At 53.8% G+C, this 16,201-nt stretch carries 10 protein-coding genes, 2 tRNA genes and 2 pseudogenes; 8 read left to right on the plus strand and 6 right to left on the minus strand.

The features are described 5' to 3' along the window. Positions 1-572 precede the first annotated feature (572 nt). The 4 genes from ACR0B5_RS00005 to ACR0B5_RS00020 all read left to right on the plus strand — a co-directional run bounded on the left by ACR0B5_RS00005 (position 573) and on the right by ACR0B5_RS00020 (position 4,035). Positions 573-2,045, plus strand: a complete 1,473-nt coding sequence (locus tag ACR0B5_RS00005; RefSeq protein ID WP_480537536.1) for a flavin-containing monooxygenase — start codon at positions 573-575, stop codon at positions 2,043-2,045. Position 2,046: 1 nt separating this feature from the next. After that, positions 2,047-3,030 (plus strand): alpha/beta fold hydrolase, encoded by a 984-nt coding sequence (locus ACR0B5_RS00010; protein WP_480537538.1) that lies wholly within the window; start codon positions 2,047-2,049, stop codon positions 3,028-3,030. Between the two features lie 73 nt (positions 3,031-3,103). Continuing rightward, positions 3,104-3,180, plus strand: a tRNA-Met gene (locus tag ACR0B5_RS00015). Positions 3,181-3,801: 621 nt separating this feature from the next. Further along, complete coding sequence (locus ACR0B5_RS00020) at positions 3,802-4,035, plus strand: hypothetical protein (protein ID WP_480537540.1); 234 nt, start codon at positions 3,802-3,804, stop codon at positions 4,033-4,035. Positions 4,036-4,616: 581 nt separating this feature from the next. Here ACR0B5_RS00020 and ACR0B5_RS00025 read toward each other — a convergent pair. The 3 genes and pseudogenes from ACR0B5_RS00025 to ACR0B5_RS00035 form a co-directional block, all read right to left on the minus strand. Continuing rightward, the gene (locus tag ACR0B5_RS00025) at positions 4,617-7,601 is read right to left on the minus strand and encodes a S8 family serine peptidase (RefSeq protein ID WP_480537542.1); all 2,985 of its coding nucleotides are present in this window, start codon (positions 7,599-7,601) and stop codon (positions 4,617-4,619) included. Between the two features lie 1,194 nt (positions 7,602-8,795). Then, a pseudogene (locus ACR0B5_RS00030) lies at positions 8,796-8,906 on the minus strand (GFA family protein); the annotation flags it as partial. 718 nt (positions 8,907-9,624) lie between these two features. Beyond that, entirely contained in the window at positions 9,625-10,512 is an 888-nt protein-coding gene (locus tag ACR0B5_RS00035) for a LysR family transcriptional regulator (protein ID WP_480537544.1), read from the minus strand. A gap of 144 nt (positions 10,513-10,656) precedes the next feature. On the opposite strand from ACR0B5_RS00035, the gene ACR0B5_RS00040 reads away from it, so the two are divergent. Beyond that, positions 10,657-11,505, plus strand: a complete 849-nt coding sequence (locus ACR0B5_RS00040; protein ID WP_480537545.1) for a TauD/TfdA dioxygenase family protein — start codon at positions 10,657-10,659, stop codon at positions 11,503-11,505. 425 nt (positions 11,506-11,930) lie between these two features. On the opposite strand, the gene ACR0B5_RS00045 is transcribed toward ACR0B5_RS00040, so the two are convergent. From ACR0B5_RS00045 to ACR0B5_RS00055, 3 genes and pseudogenes are all read right to left on the minus strand, one after another. Beyond that, on the minus strand, positions 11,931-12,170 hold the full coding sequence (locus ACR0B5_RS00045) for an Arm DNA-binding domain-containing protein (RefSeq protein WP_480537547.1): 240 nt from the start codon (positions 12,168-12,170) through the stop codon (positions 11,931-11,933). A gap of 628 nt (positions 12,171-12,798) precedes the next feature. Next, the gene (locus ACR0B5_RS00050; protein ID WP_480537549.1) at positions 12,799-12,975 is read right to left on the minus strand and encodes a hypothetical protein; all 177 of its coding nucleotides are present in this window, start codon (positions 12,973-12,975) and stop codon (positions 12,799-12,801) included. 482 nt (positions 12,976-13,457) lie between these two features. After that, a pseudogene (locus ACR0B5_RS00055) lies at positions 13,458-13,529 on the minus strand (hypothetical protein); the annotation flags it as partial. Positions 13,530-13,838: 309 nt separating this feature from the next. Here ACR0B5_RS00055 and ACR0B5_RS00060 point away from each other — a divergent pair. The 3 genes from ACR0B5_RS00060 (at position 13,839) to ACR0B5_RS00070 (ending at position 16,179) form a co-directional block, all read left to right on the plus strand. Then, positions 13,839-13,913 (plus strand) — tRNA-Gln (locus ACR0B5_RS00060). 353 nt (positions 13,914-14,266) lie between these two features. Beyond that, positions 14,267-14,824, plus strand: coding sequence for an adenylate/guanylate cyclase domain-containing protein (locus tag ACR0B5_RS00065; protein WP_480537551.1), 558 nt, complete (start codon positions 14,267-14,269; stop codon positions 14,822-14,824). 83 nt (positions 14,825-14,907) lie between these two features. Beyond that, on the plus strand, positions 14,908-16,179 hold the full coding sequence (locus ACR0B5_RS00070) for a tetratricopeptide repeat protein (protein ID WP_480537552.1): 1,272 nt from the start codon (positions 14,908-14,910) through the stop codon (positions 16,177-16,179). Positions 16,180-16,201 lie beyond the last annotated feature (22 nt).

Genomic DNA, 16,201 nt, shown 5'->3' on the forward strand with positions numbered 1-16,201 from the left:
CACCCTTACTGATCAGCGCAATCGGAACGCTGTTATTCTCATAAAAACCGCTATCCGCGGTCTTAATGTCCAAATCCGTAAACGGTTCTTTAATCGACATCAATTTCCTCCGTGTTGTCGATTTGATAGGGTGGAAGGCCGTTCTTTTTGCTGGCTCTTCTCTTATGTTATTGCGGTGAACGCACCGGTCGTTCAGGCGCGCGGCTTTAAATCCTGACCCACTCAGGTTCTGTCGCGCCTTGAATTTTTCCTTGTGATTTCGATGTTAAACGGACACCGAAAAGGCGCCTTTGGATAAGTGGGTTGGTTGGAAAGGCTAGACACTCTTGGCGTGTGTGGTGCTCCGGATTCCGACCTTTTCGGTCGCAATGACGACGGATTCTGCGAGCCTCATTGACGAAAAGGGGCGTTTTGGCTGATCGCATTCACCGAAAACGACACAGAGACACGTGAAGCTCAACGTAAATTGGTGCTAGTTTGGTAGTATTACCCAACGGGACGCTGTTCAGGGCTGCGCCTGCACTTATAGTCTTTGCCAATACACTCTGGTCGTCTTGAAGAGGGGGTGGGGCGTGGATCACAATGTCGATATGCAAATCATCGGGGCCGGGATTTCCGGGCTGACCATGGCGCTTGAGGCGCGCAAACGTGGCCTTCGCAACATCGCCATTCTGGAAAAGGCAGGTGATATCGGCGGGACATGGCGCGAGAATACCTATCCCGGTGTTGCCTGCGATATCCCCTCGCACCTCTATTCGATGGCCACGCATCTAAACCCGAACTGGAGCCGCGCCTATGCGGGAGGGGCCGAGATTCAGGCTTATTTGCAGGGTGTTGCGCGCAATGAAGGCCTTTACGACCTCTGTCATTTTCAGCAGGAGTTGAAGTCGGCCAAATGGGATGGCGCGCGCTGGCAAGTCGAGACGGAGTCGGGGCAGAGCTGGTCGGCGCGGTTTCTGGTTTCGGCCATCGGTGCGTTGCATCATCCCAGTATTCCGGACATTGCAGGGGCCGACAGTTTTCCGGGCCCGACGTTTCATTCTGCGCAATGGGATCACAACGTCTCGATCGCGGGTAGGCGCGTAGCAGTGGTCGGAACGGGTGCCTCGGCGGTGCAATTCGTACCAGAGATCGCCAAAACGGCCCGCCATGTCACGATTTTCCAACGCAGCGCGCCTTATGTTCTGCCGCGTCCTGACGGCCCGATCGCGCCTTGGGTTAGCAGGCTTTACGCGCGGATTCCTTTGTTGCCGCGACTGCGGCGCAAGCTGATCTTCGCGATCTTCGAGTATCGCCATCGGGTGTTCCGCGGTGAACCGCGAATGGTGCAATATGCCATGAAGTTGTGGCGAAAAGAGCTTGAACGCGCGATCTCAGACCCTGCCGAAATCGAGAAGCTGACGCCAGATTACCGGATTGGCTGTAAGCGGATCCTCAGTTCGAACGATTGGTATCCGGCGCTTGCGCGCGACAATGTCGACGTCATATCGCAAGCAGTCCGTTCGATTGACGGAGACAGGATCATCGCAGCCGATGGCAGCGAAACGCAGGCTGACATCCTGATCTGGGGCACTGGCTTTCACGTCACCGATATGGTCGAACGCCTCGATATCACGGGGACAGATGGGCAGACATTGCGCAATGCATGGGCGAAGGGGATGCAGGCCAATCTGGGCACAGCCATCGCAGGATTTCCGAATTTCTTCATACTGCTCGGGCCTCATACGGGCCTCGGCCACAACTCGGTCGTGCTGATGATTGAGGCTCAGGTCGGCCATATCGGCCGCGTTCTGGACGGGATCCAAAGCCAAGGGCTGGAGGCGGTTGTTCCCGACCCCGCACGGCAAGCCGCGTTTACCAAGGAAATGCAGGACCGTCACACTGACAGTGTCTGGCAGGTCGGAGGGTGCTCGTCTTGGTATCAAGACGCCGAGGGGCGCAACACGACTCTGTGGCCCGGAACAGTTGCAGAATTTCAAAAACGCATGGCACAATCCGGGTTAGAGCAATACGCCCCGGTTCCAACCGCAGGCAGCGAGGTTTGATATGACGACGCTTCTTATTCTATTGGCCGTCTTCGCAGTGTTTCTGCTGGCAATGAACCTATGGACCCGTAGCCTGATGCGGGAAGGGCTGAAAACCGTTCCACAGATGGGACAAATCCTTCCGGTGCGCGGTGGGCGCATTCACTACGTTGAAAAAGGTGACCCGAACGCGCAAACCATCGTGATGATCCACGGGCTGGCGGGTCAATTGCAGCACTATACCTACGCACTGGTCGACAAACTGGCCGAGGAGTACCACGTCATCGCCCTTGATCGACCGGGATGCGGGTATTCCACTCGAGACAGCGCCGATTTGGCCCGTCTGCCAGAACAGGCGCGGATGATAGCCGAGTTTCTTGAGGCCAAAGAAGTCTCTGGTGCGATTCTGGTTGGGCATTCGCTGGGCGGGGCGGTTTCGCTCGCGATGGCGCTCGACTTTCCCGAAAGGGTAGGCGGGCTGGCGCTGCTTGCCCCGTTGACCCAAAAACTGCCGGGAACGCCAGCGGTTTTCAAACCGTTGGAGATTCGCACGCAATGGCTGCGTCGCTTGATTGGCAACACGCTGGCCGTTCCCATTGCAGCAAAAACCGCACCGCATACATTGGGCGCAGTGTTCGACCCGGAAACGCCGCCTTCGGATTTTCTGGATCGCGCGGGCGGCGCACTTGGCCTGCGCCCCTCGGCCTTTGTCACGGCGTCCGAGGATGTTATCGGCGTTGATCTTAGCATTTCCGAGCAAGTGGCCCGATATGATGCGCTCCGGACGCCGGGTGCCATCCTCTATGGCACCGAGGATGCAATCCTGTCCGCCCCTCACCACGGCCCGCCGATGGAGCGCTTTGGGCTGGGATATGAGGTGATTGACGGGGCAGGGCATATGATCCTGATCACCGAGCCTGACCGCTGCGCCGCTTTCATCGCCGGTGTTGCGTCTGGGATTTCGGCGGATGCTGCTCTGCCGCAGGAGGGGCAGCCGACGAACTGAAAGAATCCGCTAGTTGGGGGTGTTTTCCCTCTTGACCCTCCCTGACCGCTCCCTTAAATCGCCTCTCACTCATGGCGGAGTAGCTCAGTTGGTTAGAGCAGCGGAATCATAATCCGCGTGTCGGGGGTTCAAGTCCCTCCTCCGCTACCAAACACCCCTCATGAAACGCCCTAAAACAAAGTGCCTTTCAAAGGTGACCGGGGCCAGAGCCCCATATAGACCCCCACATATTCAGCGTATGAATGGTATTCAAGGTTCTTCATAGCCGCTGTTGTTGATCTGACTTGCTTCCGAATTCGTTATCTCGTTGAGGAAGCGAGAGTTACCATGCAAATCGAACCGCGCACATCCAAATTTGAGAAACGAGAATTGAGACTTGAGTGGAAGCATCCAAGGTGTAGCGCCTGCCTAGGTTCAAGGGAACTGAGCCTTGAGCATGTGATACCAGACAGTTTTGAAGGAGTTCTCACGCCTCGATTTCTTTACCGGGAATGCAAAAGCCGATTTGGTTCCTCATTCGAAGGAGCGAGAAGCCTCGCTCATGAACTCTGTAACGCATGGCTCAAACCCCAAGACAGATGACAAGAACGCAAAGTCAAGCTATTATGTCAGCATTATTGACGTAAAAATAACGGTAATCACGGTTTAATGACTCACGGCGAGCCAAAGCCCAAACGCGGTCCAGACGGAAAGTTCCTACCAGGGCACAAACCGCCAAAGTCGCCCGGTCGACCACGAGGATCGATTGGGGTTCAGGCTCGGGCATCAAAATTGGCGGGCGAAAGTCTTGAACAGACGCTTACACGCGCCAAAGAAATAATTTCTGACGAACTGGAAGATGGTAATCCCGCAATTGCGCAATGGCTCATCGACCCGGTTCGACCGCGAGGACGATCTGATTCCGTGCAACTGGCTGGAGACATCTGCTTGGAAACCATCGAAGACATTGTCGTTACTTCAAAACGTGTTGCGATGGCCGTTTCTCAAGGTGAAATCAGTTTGTAGGATTCTAAGCGGTTGCAGGAGGCTCTGTGAAGATACGTGCAGTTGAAAAGCATAGGGCAACTTTCTGCGCTTCGTGCTCAGGTGGATAAGCCGCAACAAACCCGCAGCGGACCACAGGCAGTGAGCAACTCTCTGGTGCTAAAATGCGGCCGCTTACGCGAGACTTACAAGCAAGACTACCCGAAGTTGGATATGGTGTCAGATGAGTAATTTGTCTCGCAAGCTTGAATTACAGGCGAACTAATGGAACGGACAAATCCATGTCTTACTTTGCGGAAGTTACGGCTTCGCTGAAAACCGCTCGAGAGGCTGAAGCAAGACTGGCGATCGCCATCGGCATTCGGAGCAGATTGGTGCTCTTCCCCCTAAATTGATGTCCCCACGGCGAGAACTCTATGAAGCAAGCCGATTGCTGTCTGCGGCCATAGCAAACTTTAAAGAACATAGCTCGTAGCAATGGTGACCATGTAGACGCCCCGCTCGCCTCGATGTGCCATTGTGGGCCTCCCCGGCCAGCACGCCGCTGCCCCGGGGTTCTGAGGCTCAGAGAACCCTTGATTTGGTTGTGTTCGGCCCGTCCGTCAGGCGGATGCGCCTTCATCTGAACAGCACGCGTCAAGGCACTGAATGTCGCAACCACAATCCCGTTCAGTTTTGCAGTCACAATCACAACTACCTATACAGGCGAACTTTTTGGGTTTAGGGCTTGTATAGGCCATTAGATCCATGACCTTCTCAGGCATTTCCGGATCATCGCTTTGGATGACCAACTCTGCGGCCCGAGGACATTTCTCATCGGCCAGGTAGCGGATGAGCACATTCAGGCAAGCACCCGGATGTAGCCGTGCCGGGAAGGGATTGTTGACCAAGCTCCAGACTTTGCTGGGTCGTTTCAGATCGACGCTAGAGACCGAAAGCGGGCAGTCACCTGTGTTGCATATTGCGATCATGCGCTCGCCCATACATCCTTCGGCGACACCGCCGATGCAAGTCGACCCAGTGACCGTCAGCTTGCCTGAAGGCGCAAGCCCGGATACCGATACACTCTTTGGCCCGGATGGATCATTGCTGGTCACCGTGATGGTCCCGGACTTTGACCCAAAGCTTGTGGGCGCAAATCGGACCGGGATTTCCACGGCCGTCCCCGGGGCAATCGTCAGCGGGAAACTCCGAACTTCGGCAATACGAAAATCGCCCGATGAGGACGAGATATTCGTGACCATTAGCGGGCATGGACCGCTGTTCAGAATACTGAGCGGCTTGTCTACGCCTTCTCCGACGCAGGCTCTTCCAAACTCTCCCCCGTTCACGATGATTAGGTCAAGCTGCGGAGGTCGCGAGTCCCCCGACACGCCGATTGCCCTTGCGGTAAAGGGGCCGGCCTGCACCGTGATTGTCGCACTCGTGGCACCAAGCGAGCCTGGCTGAAACCGGATCGGCACGCCCACGGCGGTTCCGGGGTCAATCGCGAAAGGAAAGTTCAGAACGTTGGGAACGACAAAATGCGGAGAGGATGACAGGATGTCGCTGATCGGGATTGTGTTCACCCCACTGTTAACGAGCGTGAGCATGAGGTCTCGGAAGCCGTTGGCGCAGACGTTTCCAAAGTCGCCCTGATCCGCGATTATCAGCGTGAGGCGCCAACCGGCCTCTTCAACGGCTGCGGATACGTTCAGCCGTCCAAACCCGTAGAACTGCGAGAAGTTGGGGCCCAGGTAACCAGGATTTGTCGAAATCAACCCGTTGATATCCCGCCAACGCCCGGTCGTGTTTCCGTTGTTAGGATCGATTTTGACCGCGGTGTCACGCAGAATATCCCGCACTTCCTCACGTCGCAGAACCGGATTGGCTGACAAGATCAATGCTGCTGCGGCGGCAACCGTAGGTGCAGCGGCGGAGGTGCCGCCGAAGGACTGTTCACCTCCGGATGCGTTGAGCGATGGCGCACCGTCCCCCTGCGCACACAGGTCTATTTCGGGCCCGAAATTCGAGGAGCCGACCTTGGATTCAACACCGCTTGCATTTGGTAAGTTCGAGTTGGCCACGGCAATCGTGTCTGGATGCGCTGCCCATGTCCTGAAGCCCGTGATCAGCGTGTTGGCATTACCGGCTGAATAAATGACGATGGTGCCCAGCCCGCCCCGTCCTGAATTGGCAAGCGTCTGAAAGGTGTCATCCATAACGCCCGATAGGGCTAGGCCATCCCTGCCATGCGAACAACTGATGATGTCGGCACCGTCCGCCAATGGCTCGGCAGGCCAGCCTGGGCTTGGGTTTCCGGTGTCAAACCCTGCGGCCCACAACAAAACGTCAGAGTAGTTCACACTGGTCAGATTTGGCCGCTCCATCACGATCTGCCGCGTGTTGGACGCGATGCCGGCAATGTCGTCACCATTGTTGGTCAGCGCGGCTATGATGCCGTAGACACCCATTCCGTGTGAGGTGTCCGGGGTATAGCCAGGCACAGTGCATTCACGCAGTCCGGAAAAGTCGTAACAGCGCAGCACCTGACCGGACCCGTCCGTCAGAGTACCTCCGATATCGGGATGATCGGTGTCGAGGCCGCGGTCAAGCGACGCCACAACCACATCAGCGCTGCCGAGCGTTCGCAAAGGATCGCTGGCATCCAGCATTTGCCAGGCCAGATCGACATTCTGCAGCGTCAGATTGGCCTGACTGCCAAAAGTCGGATCGTTCGGTGGGTCTTCCGGAAAGGCGTCATCTGCGAATTCCGCCATGATGTCCGGCTCGCCATAGACCAGTACACCGGCCGCATGCAGCTTTTCGACCTGTTCGAGGTGTTTGTTGTAGTCGGCGGGCTGAAAGTCTACTAGCCGTGCGTGCCGCAGCACCGAAAGCCGCCGCCGCGTTGTGGCTTTGACCTCAGCAAGAAGCCGTTCGATCTCATATTCTTCCAACTCATCCTGAAACCGCAAAACAAAACGGTTGTCGATGACCGCAGCCCGGCCGGGCTCCTGATCCACCGGTACCCCGACGCGCCCACGTTCACCGACGATTTCAAGAATTTTCCTGTGAAGCTCGGCCCGCAGGCGCGAGCTGTCCTTGCGGGTTATTTTGAACACCCATATCGCGTCATCCGTCGGCGTATCACCATCATAGTCCTGCTGGGCGCCATATGATTGAACAGGGTCAAGCGGCAGTTCCTCGGCCAACCGCCCCCGCAGCTCTTGCGCCTCTTTGGGATCGGGGCTGCGATCGGGGAACGCCACGGCCAGCAGCGGACCGGGCGGCGGAAACGGGATGGCATTTTCACCAAGCCTGTAAAATGGCCAGCCCGGCTCTCCGATGTAGGCGACAATATGTTTCGGACTGGCGCCGACCAACACGGTACGCGACGGTGATACAAGCTTACCGTCTGACACCTGAAGATCATATTCACCAGCTGGCAGGCGGCCCGCGTAGGTCGCCGTTTCGTCTTCTCGAACAAGGCTGTGGTCACCGATGGTCACATGAGCTTCGGCATCCAGAGGAACACCCTGCCAGTTGCAGACGGTCACTTTGGTTTCGATTGATTGAACGGGGGTATTCTGTTCGGTATCGGTCATTTAAAATTCCTCGAAATAGGCCCATCAGCAGATGGTCGGCTGAAGAATGCATAGAGTTCAGACTGATTATCTGAATGGTCAAAATTTCACAGCGATAATGGCAGACATATTAGCATATTTGTCTAGATCTGCACACGTAAACCTGACGTTGAGTTTTGAATTGGTCGACAACGTCAGTGTGCATCAAATTCTGATGCCTAGAGTGATTGCCGATCGTTACGAGCGGCCCTGTATCTGTGTAAAAGAGAGCGACTCTTCTGCAGATCTGTTGAAAAGTTTCTTACTGAACGAAGAATTGCTACTGAATCCTCGGCTTATTCCGCCAATTCCGCAAATTTGACGAAACGGACAGATTTCGGGCGTAAGCTGACCATTGCCGATCATGTGCGTCACTTCGATCCCGTCCAATTTAGCCGCCGCTGAAGTGAAGGTCTTGAACCCTAACACCGGCCGAGTGCGTCTCTTCTTGAAGCGATGGCCCCTCTTCACGATGTTGTTCAGATACTTCCACCTGACCATCTCGATTGGGATCTGGCAATTGAAAACCATAGAGGAACTTTCTGTGCTTCGTGCTGAGGTTGAGAAGCTGCGACAAAGCCGTAGTGGAGCACTGGCAGTGAACAACTCTCTAGTGCCGAATTGGGGCCGCATAGTTGCGCAACCCATGCGACGAGAGAAAGCACCTCACGAACCAAATCCTATGCGGCACCTGCAAATGGATGCTGCGTCAGCAACAGTCGCAAGAGCAAAAGGCGTGAAATTCCGCGTGCTGTGAATTCGCCAGCCAAACCTCGAAGGTTTGCAACCGACCCGAACCCGACGGATGTATACGCAGCAAATAAATGGAGCGGGAACGGCCGCTTCAGGCTCAAGGCGGCCATTGGGCTGAATTCAGTGAACGGCTTCTTTACGAACAAACCTGCCATATGGAAAACTAGTTGGCTTCCCAATCTACTGATATCCGTCCGGGTCGTTAGGGGTGTTTAACAATGTGCCTTCAAACGCGTCGAGATCATCAGTCATTTGCAACCAAGGCAACTTGCTTTGCTTGTTAACGTGAAAAGTCGGCTCGAAATCTTCCGGGCATTCGAGCGACGCGGCGTGGAGGTGCATACCACGTGGATAGTGATCGGCTTCGAACCCAATTGGTGACCCGTAAGTTCTACAGAAGTGCCTACAAACGCCTTTGGAGCTTTAATAAGTACGTTGTTTATCAGCAGTCCATTCAAAGTTTTCTATCGGCACACCGAACCAAGCAACCACCGGCGCGGCGCAATTTCTACGGCAGTCATCGCAGTGGCAATAGCATGCCCAAGTTTGATCATCGTGGTAGACCCAGCTTGTTTTTTACACAGTCATTAACCACGAGTCGCCATTCTTTTTTCTCCTAACCTCCCGAAGCATAAGAATCTGGTATTCTTTTTGGTGGATACTTTTGGACGTTTCATCAGCAGAAAACGTCGAAGTTCATAGTCAATTCAGGCGCTAAAAAGACGTCCGACAGAGATGGTTGGATAGCTGGTACTATGTTCATCGGGAACCCCTCAAGCGGCGTCTGAAACCTCGCGAGGCCGAGGTGGGGATAGTTTAGCGCACTCGAGGCCCCACTCAGACAGCGTTTAAAGCCGTCAAGACTAAACTGGTTCAACGTCACTCACTACCGACGAACCAGCAACTTGGGTACCTTACTCTTGGACCGCAAGTGACTGTAAAGTTAAAATGTTAGATGACAAAGGCAGTCTGCTTTTTGCAAGGGTAAACAGCGAACTAGAATGCAAATTAAGAGCGTCAATGCTGTTCTTCCGGCCGTACGTTGCCTCTACATCTCTGAATTTAACGTGCGGCTAGTGTCAGAGATACTTTGGAGAACAGCACAACGACATCGGATGAGTGCTCTCTGTAGGCTCGAAGCTGTTTTTCTCCAAGTTGCATGCTAGTGACTGACCCAAGCCTAATTTTGACTTCCAGTTTTCTTAGTTCAAGTGGTCGACAACATCTTGTGGATACCAAATGGAGTGCCAACTCACGAATAAACCCGTTGGCTATCTGCTGCTTCCAATAGCGCCGCCGTAACTGCGTCGATCATTTTAGTGTGTGGCGACGCGGTCATACTTGCCAAACCAACAATGCGCTTAGGTCCGTTCTGTTCAAGGGGGATCCTTTTAAGACGCAAGTGGTCATATGCAGCTAAGCGGCTGTCCGGTATGATTGAAACGCCAAGTTCAGCGGCCACCATACTTGAGATTGCTTCAAGGCTCTCTAGTTCCATGGCGTCTTTGACTTCAATGGCCTTTCTTTGCAGCCAAGTCTCGATTTGCCTTCCTACAACCGCATCACGCGTAAAACGAATAAACGGTGACTCACCAAGCAGTTCTTTCGGAGGTAAATCTGGAGTGTTTTCCGAGACAAGCAGCACTAATTTTTCGGATACAATTTCAGAGAATTCCAACGTGTTTGGCAGAACATCTGGTCGGGAAATGATCGCCGCTTGAATCTGCCCGCGGTCTAACTGTAGCAAAAGCTGATTAGTCAAACCTGGTACAATCCGTACATGGATATCCGGATGCACGGACTTTAGCCTCGCTAGCGCAATCGGCACTAGTCCAGTCAGGGTCGTTGGAACGGCACCCAAAGTTATTTCACCAAAGAGTTCGTTGTTCGACTTCACCCTTTCCGCCAAACCATCATATGCGGCAACCACCGCAGCGGCCTCACCGACGAACGTTAGCCCGGTATGAGTAAGTTTGGGCGATTTGGCTGATCGGTCAAATAATTCGAGCCCCAACGTGACCTCCAGAATCCGCATCTGGTGACTGACCGCAGACGGAGTTAGATGCTCCGCCTCTGACGCGGCACGGAAGCTACCATGTCGATGAACTGCTATTAGAGTTCGCAGTGACCGAATGCTCATTCCGATAACCTCGCTACCGCCTAATCCGTGATCGATATGTGAAAGTGTTTCACCAATTTGTCAAAGAAATTTCGTTTTTGTTCATTTTTGTTGGTGTGTAACTTGCGCATAGCATGCCCAAAGAAATCAAACCCAGAGGTGCTTATGGTTGCTCCCAAATCCAACGCCTATACTTCCATCGTTGCCAAACCCTTCGCTCCAAACCTTGGCGCCGAGATCTACGGAGTCGATTTGAGCCAGCCTGTGCCTGACGATCAGTTCGCGGAGATCTGCGACGCCTTTCAAACCTACCAGGTTCTGTTCTTCAAAGAGCAGAAGGAAATACCGCCTACGCAGCACATCGAATTTGGGAAACGTTTTGGACCGCTTCATGCGCACCCCGCAGCCCCAACGATGGAAGGATATCCAGAGATATTCGAAATCCATGCAACCAAGAATTCCAAAGTAGCAAACGGTGAGTTCTGGCACTCTGACGTCTCTTGCGACGAGACGCCGCCCCTTGGAACTATGCTACAAATCCATATCGCCCCTCCCTGCGGCGGGGACACCATGTTCAGTGATATGTATGCGGCCTACGACGATCTTTCTGAACCGATAAAAAATATGATCAACGGATTATCTGCGCTTCACAGTTCAGAGCATATCTATAAAGGCCGCTATAGCGACCGGGGACAAAAAGACAGCGAAATTGATTGCCCCGAAGCAGTGCACCCGATCGTTAGGACTCATCCGGAAACGGGCCGGAAATCGCTATTTGTAAACCGAACATTTACAACAAAGATCTTGGGCATGTCGGATAAGGAAAGCGACGCGATCCTCAACATGCTTTTCGAGCATGCTGAGCAAATCAACTATCAAATCCGGTTTAGGTGGTCGCTTAACGACATGGCCTTCTGGGACAACCGGTGCTGTATGCATCGTGCTATCTGGGACTACTGGCCCGCGGAGCGAAAAGGGCGACGTGTGACCGTGAAAGGCGATAGACCTGTTTAGTATCGACCGAACCGAATTGCTCTAGCCGAGTTCGCTATACGGAGAATACGTCAGTGACCAAAGGTCAGTTGAACTTCCGCTTAAGGCTCTATGCAGACCTTTGCTGCAAGGAGGGTCGATGACTGCTCTGCGGACAAAGCATGCGTTTTCAGATACTACGAATGAGGCACCGAAACGCGGCAGGAGTGACCGATTACGACAGCACTCAAATGGTGCGACTTAGCGATCGGCGAGAAAGACGCGAATTTGTACTGCACACTGAATGACAACTTGCTCAATTGGCCGCTCCCTCTTGAAAGCAAATTTAGGGCGCGCACCGGAGGATGATTTGGCCAGCAGACAGACTTCGTTCTGTCTGCCGATCAGTGGTCTAACAATCTCGGAACAAGCTCCACGCTTGCGCTGATCATTGCGGCAACCGGGTCCTAGCTGTCTTGAAGGATACTCCTCTGCTCCAGAGCGCGCTCACGTGCGTCTTTCAAAGTTGTCGCAGGATGCTTGCCCAGCGTCATTTCCTTGGGCTTGCCGTGTACGCGATAGCGCAGAACCCACGTCTTGCTTCCCTTCAGGTGGACGATCAGTGTCAGGCCGTTCCCATCGGCCATCTTGATCTTCTTCGCGCCCGGTTTAGCTGCTTTGGCCTTCGGGTCTGTCAATTTACTCATGAGCATACTTCATCATCATCTGCCTCACATTCGCCCCCACTATTGGAGGTGATGCAGCACCTAAGTTTCTTGGGGCTCCGGCAACCATCGATCAGATAAACCCTGTAACAAAATGCTGTTACGTATGCTTCAGGTTTAACACACGAGAAATTAGATGGGCTCCTCCGCTACCAATTACCTCTCTCAATACATTGTTTGTACTCAGGTATTTTGCGAGTTCCCTTTCCTCGACCTTCATTTTACCCACACCGCGCTTTAGGTTGAGCGTCGAAGCGTTCGCTACTTAGTCGATTGTCTTTTCTTCATCCAAAGCTGCCACTCTCAACGAATGCTTCCATCATTTCGAGTTCGTTGCCTCGAATGCGCTTCTTATCAAGTGCTACAATACTGATCTTAATTATTCTCTGCAGATCCTAAGGCGATCGCGGTGTCCGAACCCCATTCGCTTGGCTGACGGGCATATTGGGAGCCTTTGCGACTATTGTGGGCTTTCCCTATTCGTGACGTGGTGGAGCAAATGGCCGCTGTAAATCCACTTTATTGAGTGGGACAGGACCTTGCTGGACGGGCCGGTATTTTCCCCGTACTAGTCAGACTCCAAAACTCAGATTTCGCGCTGCAAAAGGTGCTACATGGGGTCTGCGTCAAAGTGCGAATGTGTATTGAGTTTCCACTTTTTCGCCCACAAGTCCGCAAATTCCTTCATTAGTTCCGGCCTATCTTCAAGCAAAGCCATGAGTTGACAAGCGGCCCACATCGCCGCGTAGCCGTCGGCGTCTTCGCTTTCTAACTGAAATGCGTTCATTGCAGCGGTGTAAGGGGTTGAGGGCTCGTGCATCTGCCAAACGGTTCCTTCAAGTCAATAAAAAAGAAAACCCTGACAAGAAACCAACGGCAACCCAAACTGAAGTAGCTGAAAAGGTCAAAGCAAGGTCCAACATCCATTTACCCCCCGAATTTCATTGCGTATCTCGGCCATCAGACTTTTCAGGCAAGGATTCATACAGGAGTATTAAAGAACACGGTTGAACACGCAGAAAACAGGCCGTTAACATTCGGTTCACGAATGGAGATCCGCAACCCAGCCGGGTCTGACGTCGCATCACCCTTGAGGCGATCCTGAGCGGCCCATTGTTTAGTGTGCAGCCTAATCTGACTGGTCCAAGTTGATTGATAGTGCATCATCGGCCTGTGATTCATCGCTACGATGGTTTCGGGCGCTAGCGGACGATAGCCCAAATTCACTTTGGGGGCGTTTTGTGTTGTAGTGTCTCCTCCATTGTTCGATCAGGATTTGTGCTTTGCGCAGGTTGTAAAGATTTCGCCGTTGAGTAGCTCGTCCCTGACACGGCCATTGAAGCTTTCGCAGTATCCGTTCCGCCATGGGCTCCCAAATTCAACGTAAGCCGTCCGGGCACCGAGGTCAGCAAAGGTGACAGTGCCAGGCCTGAATTCGAACTCACAGGACCTAAGTTCCGAGGGATCTTAGTGCCCTTGTTTGTCTATCCCGAGACTGGCGCTTGGCGATATCGGTGTCGAAAACAGGTCAAAGGAACCCCACCGCGGACGCAGCAGCAAGGGCGACCAAAATTTTTTCCAGACGGCCCACTTTTTTACCTGAATCCTCTTGAACCCTGCCAGCAACAATCGTAGACAGCCGCTCACCGATGGGGTGTAGCCAAGTGGTAAGGCAGCGGTTTTTGGTACCGTGTATCGTAGGTTCGAATCCTACCACCCCAGCCACCTTTTCCAGAATGTGTCGTCCGGTATGAATCGCAACTTATCCGGGTAGAAGGCCAACTTTTGTCGGGTAAGAACGCAACTTTCACCAAATTCAGCGGAATTGATAGTGGGTTATCGGCCTAGCTAGCTGATTTGTTCATTTCCACGAACCACCGCGGCACATGAGGCCTAGTGGCTTAGACAGCGGCACCTAGGCGGAAAACTGACTTTCGCTGCGGGTGCAAATAGTTGGAGCTGTCAAGGCGAAGCTGACAGTTAGCCTGTTCCCTTCCCGCCAAATTAGTTGGATTGCCTGAAGGGCATGCACTGTAGAGATTCACTGACATCCGTTAGACTACTAGCAGGAGGGTTCCATGCAGCGCCGTCTCGCCGCGATCATGGCTGCCGATGTCGTTGGGTATTCGTCGTTGATGAGCAGCGACGAGGCAGGGGTATTGTCCGCTCTCAAAACTCTGCGTTCAGAGGTTTTTGATCCCGCAATCGCAAGACGTCACGGGCGGCTCGTCAAGGTGATGGGGGATGGTGCCCTTGTCGAGTTTGCTTCGGTTGTCGATGCCGTAAACTGTGGCGTCGAGATCCAGCAGGCAATGGCTGAGGCTGCTCCGACCCTCGCCAACGGGTCACGATTGCAACTTCGGATCGGGATAAACCTCGGTGATGTCATGATCGCTGATGGGGAACTCTATGGTGACGGGGTGAATGTTGCCTCTCGCATTGAAGGTCTGGCTGATCCAGGCGGTGTCGCGATTTCTGAGAGTGTCGCGCAGCAGGCAATGGGCAAGGTGGATGCCGGATTTGAGGATCTCGGTCTGAAAAACCTAAAGAACATCGCTGAACCGATTCGTGTTTTCCGAGTTATGTCTGATAGAGCGCCCCCATCAAACGGCGATCAAACAAGCTTCCATTTATGACTGGTGCAGCGGTGTTGGTTGGTCTGAGCGTTGTAAGCTTATTAACGTGGTGGATCGGCTTTGGTCACGACCCGCTTGATGCCATGACCTTTGATGACTCTGCTCTGTTGACAGAGCCAACAGGGCCGACTGTTGCGGTTCTGCCATTTCAAAACCTTAGCAATACGGACACCCGCGATTTATTGGCTGTTGGCATTGGCGAAGACATCATTGTCGAACTGGGGAACTACCAGGACCTCAACGTCCTATCTCGCCAATCCACCCATTCCGTTGGGCCGGACGAAAGTGACCCGCTCAGTATCCGTCAGAAATTCGGCGCGGACTATGCGCTGGAAGGTTCTGTCCGCCAGGTTGCAGATCGGATGCGCGTGACAGCGCGACTGATAGACACAACGTCAGGCCTTCAGGTCTGGTCGGGGGCGTATGACGAAAGCCTCACGACTTCAAATATTCTGGACGTTCAGCTGAACATTACCGAAAAAGTAGCCTCGGCTGTGGGTGACGCGGGCGGGGCTATCAAGCGCATTCACGCAGGTCATGCGCGCGCGAAACCTCCGGAACATCTCTCGTCTTATGAATGTTCCCTGCTGCGCGTTGGTTTTCTAAACCGACGAGATATTCAAGAGCGCGTCCGCGGCTGTATCCTGCGGGTTGTAGAAGACGAACCCGAGTATTGGCGCGGGTGGGCGCAATTGGCCGAGGCCCTGCTAACGGATGTGAAGCTTTTTACCGGGCTGTATCCAGGGACCCAAGATGAGAAAATCCGACGCGCGGAAGAGGCGGCGCGGAACGCGGTTTCACTGAACCCGTATTCTGCGCGTGCTCACTTCCTTCTGGCGCTTGTGCTCCAGATTCAACGTGATCTTGACGGGTTCTTCTCGTCCGCTGAAACGGCGCTGACATTGGGGACAGATCGGTATCTGCAAGGGCAGATCGGCTATGAGTTCATTTGGTCCGGGCGTCTGGATTTGGGGGCTGCGCTCGTCGAAAATGCAATCGCGCTAGACCCAAATGCAGCAGACCCAAACTGGTATCAGGCGCTGGCCGAGTATCATTTCCTGAACGGGGATTATGAAACAGCGCTGAGCACTTATCGCAAAGGGGCACAGCCGGACATTTGGTGGTCGGTCTCAATCGAAGTCGCAATTCTGGCTGAACTGGGTCCGCGCGACGCCGCCATTGCCGCGCGGGAGAGGCTGAACAAAACTCGTCCGGGGATAAAAATTGCTGACATTGTCTGGATGTATCGGCGCTTTGCGCGCCCGGATGAACACATCCTGCCTTTCGTCGAAGCCTACAGAGCTGTGGACATGCCCGAGGGGCGGTTTGCCCCGCTTCAGGATAGTGCAGGCTGACCGACGGAGCGCGGTACGGCAC

The sequence above is a fragment of the Ruegeria sp. AG1 genome, from assembly GCF_056541705.1.

Coding starts and splice junctions, on each gene's coding strand:
- ACR0B5_RS00010 (WP_480537538.1), top strand. CDS start 2,047: ATGACGACGCTTCTTATTCTATTGGCCGTCTTCGCAGTGTTTCTGCTG.
- ACR0B5_RS00050 (WP_480537549.1), bottom strand. CDS start 12,975: ATGAACGCATTTCAGTTAGAAAGCGAAGACGCCGACGGCTACGCGGCG.
- ACR0B5_RS00025 (WP_480537542.1), bottom strand. CDS start 7,601: ATGACCGATACCGAACAGAATACCCCCGTTCAATCAATCGAAACCAAA.
- ACR0B5_RS00065 (WP_480537551.1), top strand. CDS start 14,267: ATGCAGCGCCGTCTCGCCGCGATCATGGCTGCCGATGTCGTTGGGTAT.
- ACR0B5_RS00045 (WP_480537547.1), bottom strand. CDS start 12,170: ATGAGTAAATTGACAGACCCGAAGGCCAAAGCAGCTAAACCGGGCGCG.
- ACR0B5_RS00035 (WP_480537544.1), bottom strand. CDS start 10,512: ATGAGCATTCGGTCACTGCGAACTCTAATAGCAGTTCATCGACATGGT.
- ACR0B5_RS00040 (WP_480537545.1), top strand. CDS start 10,657: ATGGTTGCTCCCAAATCCAACGCCTATACTTCCATCGTTGCCAAACCC.
- ACR0B5_RS00070 (WP_480537552.1), top strand. CDS start 14,908: ATGACCTTTGATGACTCTGCTCTGTTGACAGAGCCAACAGGGCCGACT.